Here is a 16,365-nt window from a genome sequence, read left to right as displayed (position 1 = left end):
AAAACCCCTGCCGCTATGCGGTTGGGGTTTTTTTATCGTCTGTTTCGTCTTTCGCCTCTTGCTGGCCAACACTATCTTGCGCCTGCCGCTCCCAATAATCCCGCTGTATCCGTTCTTTAGCAATCGTGCACATGAGATTCACGCTTTAGCGCTCCTTTCTTTTAAAAGGTGATGTGGTTGATCGTGTTTGCCCTATCTAATATACTCTTTTCCTTTCATTCCTATGCGGTAAACAAAAAGATCCTTTGCCTTCAGTGGCAAAGGATCTTTTTCTTATTTATATGTCACAAGGAAGTATTTTTTCTTCCCGCGGCGCAGAACAGTAAATTGATTTTCGATGCGGTCTTCAGCCGATAGGATATAATTTATTTCTGTCTGGCGTTCGCCGTTAATGTAAACAGCTCCGTTTTGGATGTCTTCACGCGCTTGACGTTTAGAAGGAGATAATTTAGATTGCACCAACACATCTACAAGTGAAAGCTCTTGGCTGCTGTCAACTTCCATAGAAGGAACATCTTTAAAGCCTACCTTTACGTCTTGAGCGGAAAGCTCTTTAATATTGCCGCTGAACAGCGCTTGGGAGATGTTGATGGCTTGCTCCAGCGCCTCGCGTCCGTGAACAAGCGATGTCACTTCTTCTGCCAGGCGTTTTTGCGCTTCACGTTTTTCCGGCGCTGTTTCTGTTTTTTCAGCGTATGCTTCAATTTCCTCTTTTGATAGGAACGTAAAGTATTTCAAGTATTTGATAACATCACGGTCATCTGTGTTGATCCAGAATTGATAGAATTCATATGGTGATGTTTTTTCCTTATCAAGCCAGATCGCGCCGCCTTCCGTTTTTCCGAACTTCGTGCCGTCTGCTTTTGTGACAAGCGGAATCGTAAGGCCGAACGCTTTTGCTCCTTCTTCTTCTGATTTTCTGATCAGTTCAAGACCCGCTGTGATGTTGCCCCACTGATCGCTACCGCCGATTTGCAGTTTACAGTTTTTATCTCTGTAAAGATTTAAGAAATCATAAGATTGAAGAATCATGTAGCTGAATTCCGTATACGAGATGCCGGATTCGATTCTTGAGCTGACCGTGTCTTTTGCCAGCATGTAATTGATACCGAAATTTTTACCGACATCACGAAGGAAATCGATCACATTCATTTTGCCGATCCAGTCAAAGTTGTTTGCGATGACAGCTGGGTTTTCTGCTGCGTCAAAATCTAGAAATCTGGACAGCTGGTTTTTGATTTTTTGGGACCATTCGGAAACGATGTCAGCAGTGTTTAAAGTACGCTCTGCTTTTTTTCCGCTTGGATCACCGATGAGGCCCGTAGCGCCGCCAACAAGTGCAATCGGATGATGCCCTGCAAGCTGAAAACGGCGAAGTGTTAAAATAGGCAGCAAGTGTCCGATATGCAAGCTGTCTGCTGTCGGATCAAAACCTGAGTACAAGCGGATCTTTTCTTCACTCAGCTGTTTATTTAATCCCTCTTCATCTGTCATTTGCTGAATCAATCCGCGGAAGGATAAATCTTCAAGTAAGTTTGTCATAAGATAAAGCTCCTTTTTTGATTAAAATAAAAAACGCCCCTTCGTTTACACGAAGGGACGATTGATTATCGCGGTACCACCCTACTAATAAGAGAATGCAAAACATTCGTCTTATCACTTTGCCTGATAACGGATCAGGTCCGTTCTTTCACTACTGAAAGCCTAGCCGGCTTTGTTTGCAAAAGCGGTTCATGAGTGTATTCGATATATCCGTCTGTGCTGATTTTCACCGGCCATCAGCTCTCTGGAACGTAAGGATATTCTACTTGTCTCAATCTTTACCTTTTCATATGAAGCTATATCATTTTTAACATAAATAAAATCCCGTGTCAACGCCGCCTTTTAATCCTCCATCGTTGACAGATCACCGGCTGGGAGATTAAGCTCCCATGCCTTCAGCACGCGTCTCATGATCTTTCCGCTTCGGGTTTTCGGAAGCTTATCTTTAAATTCAATTTCACGCGGAGCCGCATGGGCTGCAAGACCCTGCTTTACAAATAGGCGGATCTCTTCTTTCAGTTTGTCAGACGGCTCAAATCCTTCCCTGAGTGCAATAAAGGCTTTAATGATTTCTCCCCGTACCGGATCAGGCTTTCCGATTACACCAGCTTCTGCAATGGCCGGGTGTTCGACAAGCTTGCTCTCCACTTCAAATGGACCTACGCGCTCACCGGAGGTCATGATGACGTCATCTACTCTGCCTTGGAACCAGAAGTATCCCTCTTCATCCATGTAAGCAGAATCACCAGACACATACCAGCCGCCCGGCATGAAATACGATTCATACTTTTCAGGGTTATTCCAAATGGTATGCATCATGGAAGGCCAGCCCTTTTTGATAGCGAGATTGCCCATTCGGTATGGCGGAAGCTCATTTCCTTGATTGTCAACAATCGCAGCCTCCACTCCCGGAATCGGCTTACCCATCGAACCGGGTTTAATATCCATGCAAGGATAATTGCAGATGAGCTGACTGCCCGTTTCGGTCATCCACCATGTATCATGGATTCGTTTGTTAAAAACTTTGTGTCCCCATCTGATGACCTCCGGATTTAGCGGCTCACCAACACTGAGTACATGCCGGAGTGAGGTTAAATCATATTTCGCAGCCATTTCATCTCCCGCTCCCATCAGCATCCGAAAAGCGGTCGGCGCGCTGTACCAGACATTGACGCCAAGCTGTTCAATCGTTCCATACCAGCTTTCCGGGCTGAAACGTCCGCCGACGATGACATTTGTTGCCCCGTTCAGCCACGGTGCAAAAATGCCGTATACCGTACCTGTCACCCAGCCTGGATCAGCTGTGCACCAATAAATGTCTTCTTCCTTTAAATCAAGGACCCACTTTCCTGTTTGATATTGCTGAATCATCGCTTCATGGACATGCAGCACGCCCTTTGGCGTTCCAGTGGAACCTGATGTATAGTGAAGCAGAAAACCATCTTTTTTATCCATCCATTCGATATCCAGTCTTGTGCTCTCCTGTTTCGCTGCTTCATCATAATTGATGAGGTTTGTGCCGCTCTCAGCCTCTCCGCCGACTACGAATATATGCTGCAAGTGAGGCAGTTTGTCTGCCGGTATCCTCTCCAGCAGCTCAGGCGTTGTGACAACAACCTTTGCCTCACTGTTTTCAAGCCGGTCCTTCACCGCTCCCTCCATAAATGCTTCGAACAGCGGCCCGGCGATGGCGCCAATTTTGATAGCGCCAAGCATAATAAAATAAAGCTCGGGTGATCTCGGCATAAAAATAAAAACACGGTCCCCTTTTTCCACATTTCCATACCGTCTCAACACATTCCCGGCTCTGTTTGATTCTTCCTTCATTTCTTTAAATGTGTATTTTTCATCCCGTTTTGCGTCTTTATAATAAAGGGCTACTTTGTTTTTTCGAAACGATTCGGCATGGCGGTCAATCGCTTCATACGCCGCATTCAGTTTCCCTGTCTCATGCCAAGAGAAATGTTTCTCTGCCTCGGCCCAATCAAAATGCCGGTACGTTTCTTCATAGTTTTTTAAGTTATGATCCCCCTCTATTGCTGGTAACGCTTTCAAATTCATGCCCAAACATCCCCCTTTGCTGAAGTTGTCACAATTATTATAGTATAAATTCATATTCTTCTCAATTTTTAAAATATAAACCATGTTGAAAACGCTTTATATTTTGGTATTCTTAAAGAAGGCATGTATTTTTATAAGAATTGATGGGACGGTGAATTAGTGGAACATCATAAAACATACCATTCAGCAAACATCAAAACAGCAACCGGCTCTTTACTGATAGAAGGGCCTGTCTCTCCAGAGGATTTGGCAGGTTATGAGTTTCATAAAGATTTAACCGCATTTCGCCCGCCTCGCGAGCAGCATGAAGCGCTAGTCGATATTGCAGGCCTTCCAGAAGGGCGCATTATTATTGCCAGAGACGGCCGAACCATTGTCGGCTATGTCACGTATTTATATCCTGACCCGCTCGAAAGATGGTCTGAAGGAAATATGGAGGATTTGCTTGAGCTCGGAGCCATCGAAGTAGCGCCGGACTATCGGGGATGCGCTGTCGGAAAGACCCTTCTGACCGTCAGCATGATGGATGAACAAATGGAAAACTATATTGTGATGACAACAGAATATTACTGGCATTGGGATTTAAAAGGGATGAAAAAAGATGTGTGGGAATACAGAAAGATCATGGAAAAGATGATGAATGCAGGCGGATTGGTCTGGTTTGCAACGGATGAGCCGGAGATCAGCTCCCACCCTGCAAACTGTCTGATGGCCCGCATCGGAAAAAACGTCAGCCAAGAATCAATTGAACAATTTGACAGGCTCCGTTTTTATCATCGTTATATGTATTAACTGACACTGACAAAGGGGAAAAAATAATGATTGTTGAGCAAATCATGAAAAGAGATGTCATTACATTAACGAAGACGGATACGCTTGAAACAGCAATATGCAAACTGAAGGAATTCCATATCAGGCATCTGCCTGTTGTAGATGAAGAACGGCACGTGATCGGCATGATTACAGACAGAGACATGAAACAGGCGAGCCCCAGTATTTTTGAAGAAAACAAACGAAGCCTATTTCTCACACGAAGCGTAGATTCAATTATGAAAAAAGAGGTCGTCTGCGCCCACCCGTTAGATTTTGTCGAAGAAATATCTGCGGTGTTCTACGAGCATGGCATCGGCTGCCTTCCAGTCGTACAGCATCAAAAATTAGTAGGCATTTTGACAAAAACCGATTTGCTGCGGACGTTTGTCAAATTGACAGGCGCTGACCAGCCGGGCTCGCAAATTGAAATAAAAGTAAACGACATCACCAAAAGCCTCGCTGAGATCAGCAGCCTTTGCCAAGACCTTCAAGTGAAAATATTAAGCGTGCTTGTTTATCCGCATGACGATCCCGGTGTAAAAGTGCTCGTCTTCCGTGTAAAAACCATGAATCCGCTGCCGTTTTTGCAGGAACTGCAAAGAAATGGGCACCACGTCGTATGGCCGTCAGAGCAAAGGGATCTGCTATGAGAGACAGTGTATTTATCTATTCTCCATCCTATCAAACCTACATGTTTCATCAAGAGCATCCCTTTAATCAGCAGCGGGTTCTGTTAACATATGATTTGCTTCAGACGATCAATGCCTTTGATGATGGAGACATTGTCAGTCCCAGACTCGCCTCAGAAGAGGAGCTAGCCCTTGTCCACACGGATGATTACATTCAGGCCGTAAAGCTTGCGGGCGCCGGAAAGCTTCCCGCTGAAGAAGGAGAAAGCTACGGGCTCGGCACTGAAGATACACCCGTTTTTGCCGGCATGCACGAAGCAGCATCACTCTTGGTCGGCGGCACTTTAACGGCCGCAGACTGGGTCATGTCAGGACAAGCCCTGCATGCGGCAAACCTTGGTGGAGGGCTTCATCATGGCTTTCGCGGGAGAGCCTCAGGGTTTTGCATATACAACGACAGCGCTGTGGCGATTCAATATATCCAGAAAAAATACAGCGCCAGAGTGCTTTATATTGATACAGACGCCCACCACGGGGACGGTGTGCAATTTACATTTTACGATAATCCTGACGTATGCACGCTGTCCATTCATGAAACAGGAAGGTATTTATTTCCCGGAACCGGCCAGATTCAGGAAAAAGGCAGCGGAAAAGGATATGGCTATTCCTTTAATATCCCGCTTGACGCTTTTACAGAGGATGATTCTTTTCTTGAAGCTTACCGGACAGCAGTTTCAGAAGTCGCCGCGTATTTCGAGCCCGATGTCATTATCAGCCAAAACGGCGCCGATGCCCATTACTACGACCCACTGACGCATTTATCAGCAACAATCAATATATACGAAGAAATTCCCCGGCTTGCACATACTTTGGCTCACCAATATTGCGGAGGGAAATGGATTGCAGTCGGAGGCGGCGGATATGATATTTGGCGAGTTGTCCCCCGCGCCTGGGCCAGAATATGGCTTGAAATGAAGGGGATTGATCCGGGACACGAGATCCCGCCGGAATGGATCGCTAAATGGCAAAAACAATGCCCCGTCGCCCTGCCGTCCAGCTGGAGCGATCCGGCTGATTTATATCCTCCGATTCCCCGCAAACCTGAAATTACAGAAAAAAATGCCCAAACCGTCAGCAAAGCATTATATGCGATACGGTCCGAGCAACAACGAACAAAGTAAAAAACGACCTTCACGAAGAGGTCGTTTTTGATTTTTTGATGACGATTTCCACACGTCGGTTTTCTTTCATGTGTTCGTTTGTCTTATTGTCCTTTACAGGCTTTGTATCCGCATAACCGACAGCAATAAAGCGCTTCGAGGGAAGTTTCTCTTTTGATGTGAAGTATTGAATCACTCCGCTTGCCCGTGCTGCTGATAGCTCCCAGTTCGACGGATATCGGTATGTCGAAATGTTTCGGCTGTCTGTATGGCCTTCGACTTGAATGTCATTTGGAATGGTTTGAAGAAGTACGGCGATTTGGTGAAGAAGTGTTTCAGCATTTTTCAGCACCTTTGCCTCACCTGTATCAAACAGCACCGCCTCCTGTAGAACGAGCACGACACCGCGTTCATCCCGTTTGGCTGTCATTTGGGCATTCAAGTGATTGTCTTTTATATATGTATTTACTTTCTTGAGAAGCTGATCCTGCTGATCCGCTTGCTTCTTCGCATCGGATGGAGGTGTTTTCTTTTTTTCTATGGACGTTTGGTCCGGCTGAAGCCCGCCACCATCCTTCTGAATCGAATCGACTGCCGCTTTAAATTTTTGAAGATCGATTTGGGACATCGAAAAAAGCAAAATAAAGAACACAAGGATCAGGGTGATCAAATCTGTAAAGGTAACCATCCAGCTGGATGAAGATTGACTGTTTTTCCCGTTTCCATTCCTTCTTTCAAAACGTTCTCTTCTAAGCTTCATGTATAGATCCCTTTTTTGTTTTTACTTGATTCGGCTGTTTCTGCCATTCTTCCCGTGAACTGAAAACGACCAGCTGGCTTTCAAGGTTGCGCGGGTTTTTTCCGGATTGAACACCGATAATCCCTTCCACCATTACCTGTTTGATGAAAATTTCACTTTCTGTTTTCTCTTCAAGCTTTGCCGCGATTGGGTTGAAGACCATATTGGCCAGTAATGAACCATATAAAGTCGTCAGAAGCGCAACTGCCATATTCGGTCCGAGCATATGCGGATCATTTAAGTTTTTGAGCATCAGCACGAGCCCGACGAGTGTTCCGATCATTCCCCACGCCGGAGCAAATTCTCCCGCTTTTTCAAAAACACGCCGTCCTTTGCGGTGCCGTTCCTCCATTGCTGCGATTTCTGAATCCATGACAAGCCGAATCGTTTCTTCATCCCAGCCGTCAATTGCTAAAAGCAGCCCTTTTTTCAAGAATGGATCTTTGATTCCCCGAGCCTGATCATCCAATGATAAAAGCCCATGTTTACGCGCGTGATCGGAAAGGGAGACAAAGGTTTTTACAAGATCTTTCACATTGTCTTCCTGGCGGATGAATGCCTGCTTTAATACAGAGGGCGCTTTTTTCAGCTCTCTTGGCGGAAAACTGATAAAAACAGCGGCGCATAGTCCCCCTGTTACGATGAAGAAAGAGGTTAGATCAAGAAAAGAGCGGAAACCGCTTACTCCCGATCCCGAAATAATCCCGATAACAATAATAATCGTTCCTAACACAAATCCAACAGGTGTAAGATAATCAAAACGTTTCATCATTTCTCCCCATGAAAAAAGCAAGAATTCACCATGAAGGTGAAGCTTGCTCTTTGTTTTTCTTATGACTTGGTTGACTTTCTTAGTTCGATACGGTGCGGCAGTTCGACGATATGCTCTTCAACCGGCTCTTTATTCATGAGCTTCGTCAGCAGTCTCATCGCAACGGCGCCAATATCATATGTCGGCTGAACAACTGTTGAAAGCTGCGGACGAACCATGAGGCTTAATCTTGTATTATCAAAGCCGATAATGTCGAGATCCTCCGGAATGGATAAGCCCTGATCCTGAGCGGCATGGATAATGCCGAGTGCCATTTCATCAGTTGCAGAAAGAATGGCTGTCGGTTTTTTATCCAGGCTCATCAGATGCTGCAGCGCTTCGAGTCCGGAATCATATGTGTAATCCCCTTCAGCTATAAATTGTTCATTAAACGGAAGGTTCGCTTCTTCAAGCGCACGTTTGTAGCCCTGGAGTTTTTTCGAGCGGTTGATCGGCTCTGTCATTGGTCCGGAAACGAATGCGATATCTTTATGTCCTTTATCAACCAAAAGCTTCACTGCGTCATAAATCGCCTGTTCGTAATCGATAGCGACTGACGGTGTTTCCTCCTGCTCTTCTACAGAAGCGGCAAGTACAATCGGCACTGGGGAACGCTTAAATTCCGCCACATGCTCGTCCGTAATGTTTCCGCCCATAAACACGATGCCGTCCACTTGTTTGCCGAGCATTGTGTTTAACAAGTGCAGCTCTTTCTCCATGTTTTGGTCAGAGTTGCTCAAAATAATATTGTATTTATACATTGTCGCGATATCTTCAATTCCGCGCGCAAGCTCTGAATAGAAAATGCTTGAGATATCGGGAATGATGACACCTACAGTTGTTGTCTTTTTGCTTGCCAGCCCTCTTGCCACCGCGTTTGGACGGTAGCCGAGACGGTCAATGGCTTCCAAGACTTTTTTCCGTGTTGTCGGTTTTACATTCGGGTTGCCGTTCACGACACGGGAAACGGTTGCCATGCTTACATTAGCTTCTCTCGCTACGTCGTAGATCGTAATATTGCTCATCCTAAAACCACTCCTTTTACTGGATACACTTATCCTTATCTATAGCATAAACACTTTATGTAGAGAAATGTCATAATGTCCGAATTTATGTCGTTTATGATTTGTAAGCGTAAGTCAGTAGTGTACATTATTTTTCATTATTCATCAAATTTAATTACTTCTCATGAAATTATACACGTTTTTATAGATGATGAAAACGTATACTTGGATTTTATAACTAAATAAACGAGAAAGCATAAAAAAAGGCCGCAGGCGCGGCCTTTTGGATTGTTCAATTAAGCGTTGACTTTCACCATTGGCTTCAGTTCATTCAGCCATTTTTCGAATTCAGGAATCGCCATTTGCTGAGCAGAGTCAGAAAGCGCGACTGACGGATCAGGGTGAACCTCAGCCATGACGCCGTCTGCACCGATCGCTAAAGCAGCTTTAGCTGTCGGAAGCAAGAGGTCACGGCGGCCTGTTGAATGCGTAACATCAACAAAGACCGGCAAATGCGTTTCTTGTTTCAAAATCGGCACAGCTGAAATATCAAGCGTGTTTCTCGTTGCTGTTTCGTATGTTCTGATTCCTCGCTCACAAAGGATAATTTGGTCATTTCCTTGTGACATGATGTATTCAGCAGCATTGATGAATTCAGAGATCGTTGCTGCAAGGCCGCGCTTCAGAAGCACTGGTTTTTTCACTGCACCGGCAGCTTTCAGCAATTCGAAGTTTTGCATGTTGCGCGCTCCGATTTGAATGACATCAATGTAGTCAAGCGCTTCTTCGATATGAGCCGGCGTTACGATTTCACTGATAACCGCCAGATCATATTCATCCGCTACACGTTTTAAAATTTGAAGGCCTTCTACGCCAAGCCCTTGGAAATCGTATGGGCTCGTACGAGGCTTAAAGGCTCCACCGCGCAAAATTTTAATGCCTTGTTTTTTCGCAGCTGCAGCCACTTCAGCTACTTGCTCATAGCTCTCTACCGCACATGGGCCGACAATGAATCTTTGCTGGCCGTCTCCGATTTTTTCGCCTTTAATATCAACAATTGTATCTTCAGGTTTTTTCTTGCGGGAGACAAGCAGCGCTTTGCTGTGATCTTCTTCTTGAAGCTCTAAACCGGCTTTGAATATCTCTTTAAAAATGTGCTGGATGGTTGAATTTTCGAACGGACCGTCATTGTTTTCAATGATATTGTTTAACATAGTGCGTTCTCTGACAGGGTCAAATCGGTTGACACCCTGTGCTTCCTTCGCTTTACCGATCTCTTTTACAACATTTCCGCGTTCGTTGATTAATTTTAAAATTTGTAGGTTTAATTCGTCTGCTTTCTGCCTTAAAAGCTCTAACTCTGTGTTGCTCATTTTTTTCATCCTTTCCCTGCACATTCATTTTTTATTTTGTAGTTATCATGCATCTTACTATAAGTAATTCCAAATGGAAATACTGAAATACAAAAAATTTTATAAAAACTCTACTTTATTACCCAAACGCTTTTAAGTGATAAAGTAATCTATGAAGCTATCCTACATGATGTGAGGGCAATGTTCAAGGGTTTTTTACAAAAAAAAAGCGCCAGAAGATATCTGGACGCTTTTTTCTATGACAAATGCTGCTCAATGGCAGCCTCTGTAATTTGTGAATGTGAGGTATGCCATTTCACTTCACCGTTCTGAATGATGAATACTTGAGGGCTTTCATGCTTTACCCCATATGTTTCTGCGATGAAATTTGACAGCGGCCGGGCTTCTTGTACTTGAAGATAGTAAGCCGGCACATCCTCATGCTGATTTGCAAAGGCATCAAACTCATGAAATGCTGCCTGGCTGATCGGGCATGTGGTGCTGTGTTTAAAGAAGACAAAAGCGCCTTCCTGTTCTGCAATCCGTTTAAATTCTTCTTCAGATTGAATAAGCTGTTTAGCCATGATTCAAGCTCTTCCTTCCCTGCTCAGCGATTCATATGCTCAGCCTGTTTTTGTGCATCTTTCAGTTCGTCTTTTACATCTTCTTTCGCCTGGAGGACTTGATCTTTTGTTTCGCCAGCTGCCTGCATCGCTTCTTCCTTCATATCTTGCATTGTTGATGAATCCGTTTTGTCAGATTTGGAACGGTCTCTTAAATCCTTTACCTTGTTCATGATCTGCCCAGACTGATCCGCTACAAGCTGTGTGATGTTGGAAGTTTTGTCTTTTGCGATGCTGACATATTGCGTGCCTTTTTCCTTCGCATCAGCCGTCATTTTATCTGTTTTGTCCCGTAATGCAACCGCTTGGCTGCCGAGATCGTCGCGAAGTTCTTTGCCTGATTTAGGCGCTAGAAAAAGAGCTGTAGTGGCACCGATGATTCCCCCGATTAAAGTTCCGATTAAAAAATCTTTACTATTAATTCCATCTTTGCTCATCATTATTCCTCCTCTAGGTATTTTTTTCTCTTACAGAGCTGATTTTTTCTTTTGCTTCCATTTCTCCCAAATTTCCATTGCTGCTTGGCTCCATGTGACAACTTGATTGATCTTGTCTTGATTTTCTCTAACTGATGCCGATACAGACCCTGCCGCCTGTTTCATGGATGTATTGAACTGCTGTACAGAAGTTCCCACCCCTTGAACAGCATGAACGACCGTGTTCAGCTTTTCTGATTTTTCCTGAATATCTTCAGCCAGGCGGTTAGTCTTATGTAAAAGCTCGGCTGTTTCAGTTGTGATGCCCTTCATTTGTCCCTCCAGCCCTTCAAGAGTGGATGCGACGTGTTTTAGTGTCAGCTGCAGTGACTTCAATGTTTTAGACAAGTAGATCACTAATACGAGAAATGCAATTGCGATGAGTGCAACGCTCAAATAAAGAATAATAATCATCTCAAACCTCCTTGCTGCAGGATATACTGCTGTTTACCCGTTTTCTTCAATCATAAACATGTGTACTGGGCTGTATACATACTATTCTCCGTTATGTAAGAAAATCCTTTAATAAGCTTTCTCGTCAGATAAATAAAAAGCAGTGAGATCACTGCTTTTTATTATGCCATGACGTTTTCGTAGGCTCTCATATACTTTTGGATATCTCCTGCCCCCATGAAGATGAGAACGGCTTTATCATGAGCTTTTAAAACAGAAGTGTCATCTTCTTCAATCAGCTTGGCATTATGAATTTTCCCCTGCAGATCGCCGATCGTCAGCTTTCCAGCATTTTCACGGGCTGAGCCGAAAATATCGCATAAATACACACAGTCAGCGCCGCTCAGGCTTTCTGCAAATTCGTCAAGGAATTGCTGCGTTCGCGTAAATGTATGAGGCTGAAATACCGCAACAATTTCACGATCAGGATATTTCTGTCTTGCCGCCTCAATTGTCACTTTTATTTCTGTCGGGTGATGAGCATAGTCATCAATCAGCACTTGATCCCCTAGCTGCTTCTCATTGAATCTGCGTTTGACGCCCCCAAAGGATTTGAGAGCATGCTTAATGATGCTGGAATCAATTTCTTCATAATGGCATAACGCAATGACCGCCAATGAGTTTAATACATTGTGGTGGCCGTACGCAGGAATATAAAACGTATCATAGAACGTATTGCGGACAAAGACATCGAAAGTTGTCCCTTCCGTGCTTTTTACGATGTTTCTGGCTTGAAAATCATTTTCTTCCCCTGTGCCGTAATACACAACCGGGACGTTCGCATGGATTTTCGGCAGATGCTCATCGTCTCCGCAGGCGATAATGCCTTTGTTGACTTGAAGAGCCATCTCTTGAAAAGCGTCAAATACATCGTCAATGCTTGAGAAGTAATCAGGGTGATCAAAATCAATATTCGTCATGATCGCGTAGTCTGGCTGATAGCTTAAGAAATGGCGGCGATATTCACACGCTTCAAACACAAAGTATTCGCTGTTTTCATTTCCCTGGCCTGTTCCGTCTCCGATTAAGAAAGACGTCGGTTTTGCATTTTGGATCACGTGAGCCAGCAAACCCGTAGTCGACGTTTTGCCATGTGCACCTGTAACGGCAACACTTGTGAACTTTTTCATGTAGTCGCCTAAAAACTTATGATAACGTATCACCGGAATTCCGTCAGACATCGCTTTTTCTATTTCTGGATGCGTGTCTGGGAATGCATTTCCGGCGATAACTGTCATGCCGGGCTTAATATTTTCCGCGCTAAAAGGAAGAATCGTAATATTTCTTTTTTCAAGCGCTGTTTGCGTAAAAATAAATTTTTCGATATCCGATCCTTGGACAGTATATCCATTATCATGAAGTATTTGGGCAAGCGGACTCATACCTGTCCCTTTTATTCCAACAAAATGATAAACAGTCATAATTGTACCTCCAACAAACGTCTATCTGTTCCCCAGTATATGACGCTCATTTCAATTTGCGACCGCGGCGGGTGAAAAGCCTCCCTTAGCGGCGTATTTTATATGTTTTGTTATGTTCAGTATCCGGTTATTTCTTTCCGATTAAACCTAGATATCAAGATTTGTCTATGCGCAGCTGCTGTAAAGCGGCATATCTGTTAAATGCTCTAAACACTATCATACCATGTTTGGTGTGAAAATGAACCCATATTATTCGTTTATTAAATCACTTGCGGTGATCAGCACCTCACGGGGTTTGCTTCCTTTTGCCTCTGAGATCATGCCTTCCGCTTCCATCATATCGATCAGCCTTGCCGCCCGGTTGTAACCGATTCTGAATCTTCTCTGCAGGCTTGAAGTGCTTGCACTGTTTTGCTCTACAACAAACTCACACGCTTCGTAAAACAGTTCATCCTCTTCTTTCAGGGCTGATCCTTGTCTTACGAGCTCTTCTTGTTCAAATAAATAGGTTGGCGGCATTTGGTTTCTGACGTGAGAAACAACGCGGTCGATTTCACGATCCGACACAAAGTTACCTTGCAGACGGACCGGTTTTCCCGAGCCGTTTTCCAAAAAGAGCATATCCCCTTTTCCGAGAAGCTTTTCTGCACCGGCGATGTCAATAATTGTTCGGGAATCAACCTGGCTTGAAACAGAAAAGGCGATTCTCGTCGGGATATTCGCCTTAATCAGGCCTGTAATGACATCTACTGACGGACGCTGAGTTGCGACGAGAAGATGGATACCGCATGCTCTTGCTTTTTGGGCGATCCGCGCTATGCTTTCTTCCACATCGTTTGGCGCTACCATCATCAGATCTGCAAGCTCATCAATAATGACAACTAAATACGGCAGCTTTTCACCCATTTGGTGTTCCCCGGTTAATTGATTAAAGCGGTCAATGTCACGGACACCTGAATGGGCAAACAGCTCATAGCGGCGCTCCATTTCCTCAACGACCCATTTCAAAGCAGCTGTAGCCGCTTTAGCATCAGTAATGACCGGACTGACGAGGTGAGGAATTTTATTGTAAGGAGCCAGCTCTACCATTTTCGGATCAATCAGCAGCACCTTTACCTCACTCGGATCAGCTTTATAAAGCAGGCTGACTAATATTGTATTGATGCATACGCTTTTTCCCGAGCCTGTGGCGCCGGCAATCAAGCCATGCGGCATTTTCTTCAAGTCGATAACGACAGGATTTCCCGAAATATCTAATCCCAGCGCAGCCGTAAGCGGTGACTTGCTTGTCCTGAAAGCTGAGCTGCGAATCATTTGGCGCAAATCAACCACCTTGCTCGTGCGGTTCGGCACTTCAATCCCGATCGTGTTTTTCCCCGGAATCGGCGCTTCAATCCGAATATCTCTTGCTGAGAGACTGAGCTTAATATCATCAGACAAGTTGGTGATTTTATTCACCTTTACACCTGGTTCAGGATGCACTTCGAATCTCGTGACAGACGGCCCCTGGGTTACATGGACGACATTGGCGCGGACATTGAAATTTTTCAAGGTCAAATCAAGAAGCTGACGCTGTTCTTCGATCCACGCAGTATCATCTTGGACCTGCGCTGGCGGGACATCTAGCAGTGCAACATTCGGAAATACATAGCTGCCGCGGCGTTCCTCTGCTTTTTGCTGTTTATGCGTATCTCTTTTCAGCATCATGACATTAAAAGGAACGGATGGCCCTTTTTGAGAAGGTGCGTTTTGTTCGGACCTGTTCTCTTGCACACCAGGCCTTGGTTTCGGCTCTTTTGAAGCTTCGTGAGGTTTGCCTGCCCGGATTTCCTGCCGGTTTTCATGGGTTGCAGAAAGCGGTTTGGAAGCTTGGTCCATCCGATCAGTTTCCTCAAGCTCTGTATGGCTGTCTGGCTGAACATCTATCTTCGTTTCCTTAGATTCTGCCGGGATGTCATACTGATTATTTATTATGCTGTCTGATGGCTCTTCTAATTCTTCCGCCTCGGTTTCTGTTTGATCCAGAGCTCCAGATGAATGCTCGTCATCAGTAAATAATGAAGGCTCTTCCTGATGAAATTCCATTTGTTCTTCTTGAACGAACGGAGACTCAGCACCTTCTGCCGCGTTTTCGTGATGATTGTATACTGTGCTGTCTGACGGCTCTTCTGATTTTTCCTCCTCAGATGCTGCCTCTGCCAGAGATTCAGGGGCTGTTTGCTCTTCATCAAGTTCAGCAGAGAAAACAGGCTCTTCAAATTGCTCTGCCTGCTCTTCCCTTTGTTCTTCCTCAGCCGATGCAGGCATGATGTCTTCGCGGCTTACTTCACTGCCTGAAAGGCCTTCATTCGCCGTATCTGTGAGTATCTCAGGCATTGCTTGCCCTTCGGCATGTTCAGCTGGAAAGAAAGACTTCTCTTTTTGCGGCTGTTGAGCGCCTGATTCAAATGGCACTTCATTACCTGGTGCCCCATCACGCTCTGTATCCTTTCTGTTTAAAACGCCAGAAGGCTGTTTTTCAAATTGGATATCCGGAAAGAAAGGATTTTCTTTTTTGGAGTGCGCCTGTGTGTCTGAAGCAGGATAGCCGCGTTCACGTTCGATCTCTTCTGACAGCAATGTTACCTTCTCTTTTACCGGTTTATCCGGTTCGTTCAATGTTTCAGAAGGCTTTTTCGGCACATCCTTTTTAACGGATGGTTTTTGATTGAATCCATAGATTGGCGAAGGGATATTTGTCGGTTTAAACGGTTTCTTCGCCGGCTCTGATGATTGATATGTATGCTGCTCTTTTTCATTGCTGGGACGCTCTCTGTAAGGTGCAGCGCTTGGACGAGGCGCGGATTTCGGTTCGACCGATGGTTCGCGGCGCCTTCTCAGGTCATGATTTTTGTATCCATCAGGCACGACTGGAAAACGGAACTTGCCTTTTGGATATTCATAATATATTTTAGGATCTTCCAATCTTTTTAATTGTCCTTCAGGATGATGCACCTCTTGTTGCTGCGGAATTTGAGCGGGTTTTGTCTCCCGTTCAGCATCCTCTTCGCTCTCGCCTAAAAACAAATCAAAAAATTTATGAAGCCAACTCATAATTTATCTCTAACTCCCTTATAGTTTTCTGGGACGGTTTTTAGTATACCACTGCTGGTCGGCCCAGAAAAGATTAAGCTATCAGCAGAAACAAAGCCGCTAAACAGGGGCTTAGCGGCTTTTCACAT

Annotated in this window: 15 protein-coding genes and 1 other annotated feature; of the genes, 3 read left to right on the top strand and 12 right to left on the bottom strand. The window is 44.7% G+C overall.

Annotated elements, in window-relative coordinates:
* Positions 1–13: 13 nt before the first annotated feature.
* The 3 genes from sr7p to acsA all read right to left on the bottom strand — a co-directional run bounded on the left by sr7p (position 14) and on the right by acsA (position 3,603).
* Positions 14–142, bottom strand: a complete 129-nt coding sequence (gene sr7p / locus NZD81_RS00765; RefSeq protein WP_041521401.1) for a small protein SR7P — start codon at positions 140–142, stop codon at positions 14–16.
* 131 nt (positions 143–273) lie between these two features.
* On the bottom strand, positions 274–1,542 hold the full coding sequence (tyrS, locus tag NZD81_RS00760) for a tyrosine--tRNA ligase (protein ID WP_014664999.1): 1,269 nt from the start codon (positions 1,540–1,542) through the stop codon (positions 274–276).
* 50 nt (positions 1,543–1,592) lie between these two features.
* Positions 1,593–1,830: a binding site (T-box leader), on the bottom strand.
* Positions 1,831–1,884: 54 nt separating this feature from the next.
* Positions 1,885–3,603, bottom strand: a complete 1,719-nt coding sequence (gene acsA / locus NZD81_RS00755) for an acetate--CoA ligase (protein ID WP_014665001.1) — start codon at positions 3,601–3,603, stop codon at positions 1,885–1,887.
* A 159-nt stretch (positions 3,604–3,762) separates the two neighbouring features.
* Here acsA and acuA point away from each other — a divergent pair, with 159 nt between their 5' ends.
* Genes acuA through NZD81_RS00740 form a run of 3 tightly spaced genes read left to right on the top strand, consistent with a single transcriptional unit; the run spans position 3,763 to position 6,226 of the window.
* A complete protein-coding gene (gene acuA / locus NZD81_RS00750; RefSeq protein ID WP_014665002.1) occupies positions 3,763–4,395 on the top strand; it encodes an acetoin utilization protein acetyltransferase AcuA in 633 nt (210 codons plus the stop codon).
* Positions 4,396–4,421: 26 nt separating this feature from the next.
* Entirely contained in the window at positions 4,422–5,066 is a 645-nt protein-coding gene (locus tag NZD81_RS00745) for an acetoin utilization AcuB family protein (protein ID WP_014665003.1), read from the top strand.
* Complete coding sequence (locus NZD81_RS00740) at positions 5,063–6,226, top strand: acetoin utilization protein AcuC (protein ID WP_069150083.1); 1,164 nt, start codon at positions 5,063–5,065, stop codon at positions 6,224–6,226. Before NZD81_RS00745 ends, NZD81_RS00740 begins: the two co-directional genes overlap by 4 nt.
* Positions 6,227–6,236: 10 nt before the next feature.
* On the opposite strand, the gene motS is transcribed toward NZD81_RS00740, so the two are convergent.
* From motS to NZD81_RS00695, 9 genes are all read right to left on the bottom strand, one after another.
* Positions 6,237–6,965 (bottom strand): flagellar motor protein MotS, encoded by a 729-nt coding sequence (gene motS / locus NZD81_RS00735; RefSeq protein WP_282373112.1) that lies wholly within the window; start codon positions 6,963–6,965, stop codon positions 6,237–6,239.
* Positions 6,955–7,773, bottom strand: coding sequence for a flagellar motor protein MotP (motP, locus tag NZD81_RS00730; protein ID WP_040082125.1), 819 nt, complete (start codon positions 7,771–7,773; stop codon positions 6,955–6,957). Before motP ends, motS begins: the two co-directional genes overlap by 11 nt.
* Before the next feature lie 62 nt (positions 7,774–7,835).
* Complete coding sequence (gene ccpA, locus NZD81_RS00725) at positions 7,836–8,840, bottom strand: catabolite control protein A (RefSeq protein ID WP_014665007.1); 1,005 nt, start codon at positions 8,838–8,840, stop codon at positions 7,836–7,838.
* A 275-nt stretch (positions 8,841–9,115) separates the two neighbouring features.
* Entirely contained in the window at positions 9,116–10,192 is a 1,077-nt protein-coding gene (locus NZD81_RS00720) for a bifunctional 3-deoxy-7-phosphoheptulonate synthase/chorismate mutase (protein WP_040082124.1), read from the bottom strand.
* 236 nt (positions 10,193–10,428) lie between these two features.
* The gene (gene ytxJ / locus NZD81_RS00715; protein WP_014665009.1) at positions 10,429–10,755 is read right to left on the bottom strand and encodes a bacillithiol system redox-active protein YtxJ; all 327 of its coding nucleotides are present in this window, start codon (positions 10,753–10,755) and stop codon (positions 10,429–10,431) included.
* A 23-nt stretch (positions 10,756–10,778) separates the two neighbouring features.
* Positions 10,779–11,231: a YtxH domain-containing protein gene (locus NZD81_RS00710; RefSeq protein ID WP_040082123.1), complete on the bottom strand. Its 453-nt coding sequence runs from the start codon at positions 11,229–11,231 to the stop codon at positions 10,779–10,781.
* 30 nt (positions 11,232–11,261) lie between these two features.
* The gene (locus tag NZD81_RS00705; RefSeq protein ID WP_014665011.1) at positions 11,262–11,684 is read right to left on the bottom strand and encodes a DUF948 domain-containing protein; all 423 of its coding nucleotides are present in this window, start codon (positions 11,682–11,684) and stop codon (positions 11,262–11,264) included.
* A gap of 161 nt (positions 11,685–11,845) precedes the next feature.
* Positions 11,846–13,144 (bottom strand): UDP-N-acetylmuramate--L-alanine ligase, encoded by a 1,299-nt coding sequence (gene murC / locus NZD81_RS00700; protein ID WP_014665012.1) that lies wholly within the window; start codon positions 13,142–13,144, stop codon positions 11,846–11,848.
* Positions 13,145–13,393: 249 nt separating this feature from the next.
* Positions 13,394–16,237 carry a DNA translocase FtsK gene (locus NZD81_RS00695; RefSeq protein WP_289859131.1) on the bottom strand — a complete coding sequence of 948 codons (2,844 nt, stop codon included), beginning with the start codon at positions 16,235–16,237 and terminating at the stop codon, positions 13,394–13,396.
* Positions 16,238–16,365: the final 128 nt, after the last annotated feature.

The organism is Bacillus sp. B.PNR1, from assembly GCF_030386235.1.
Lineage (GTDB): Bacteria > Bacillota > Bacilli > Bacillales > Bacillaceae > Bacillus > Bacillus stercoris.
Note: the sequence above shows the minus strand (reverse complement) of the source record. Positions and strands in the feature narration are given on the sequence as shown.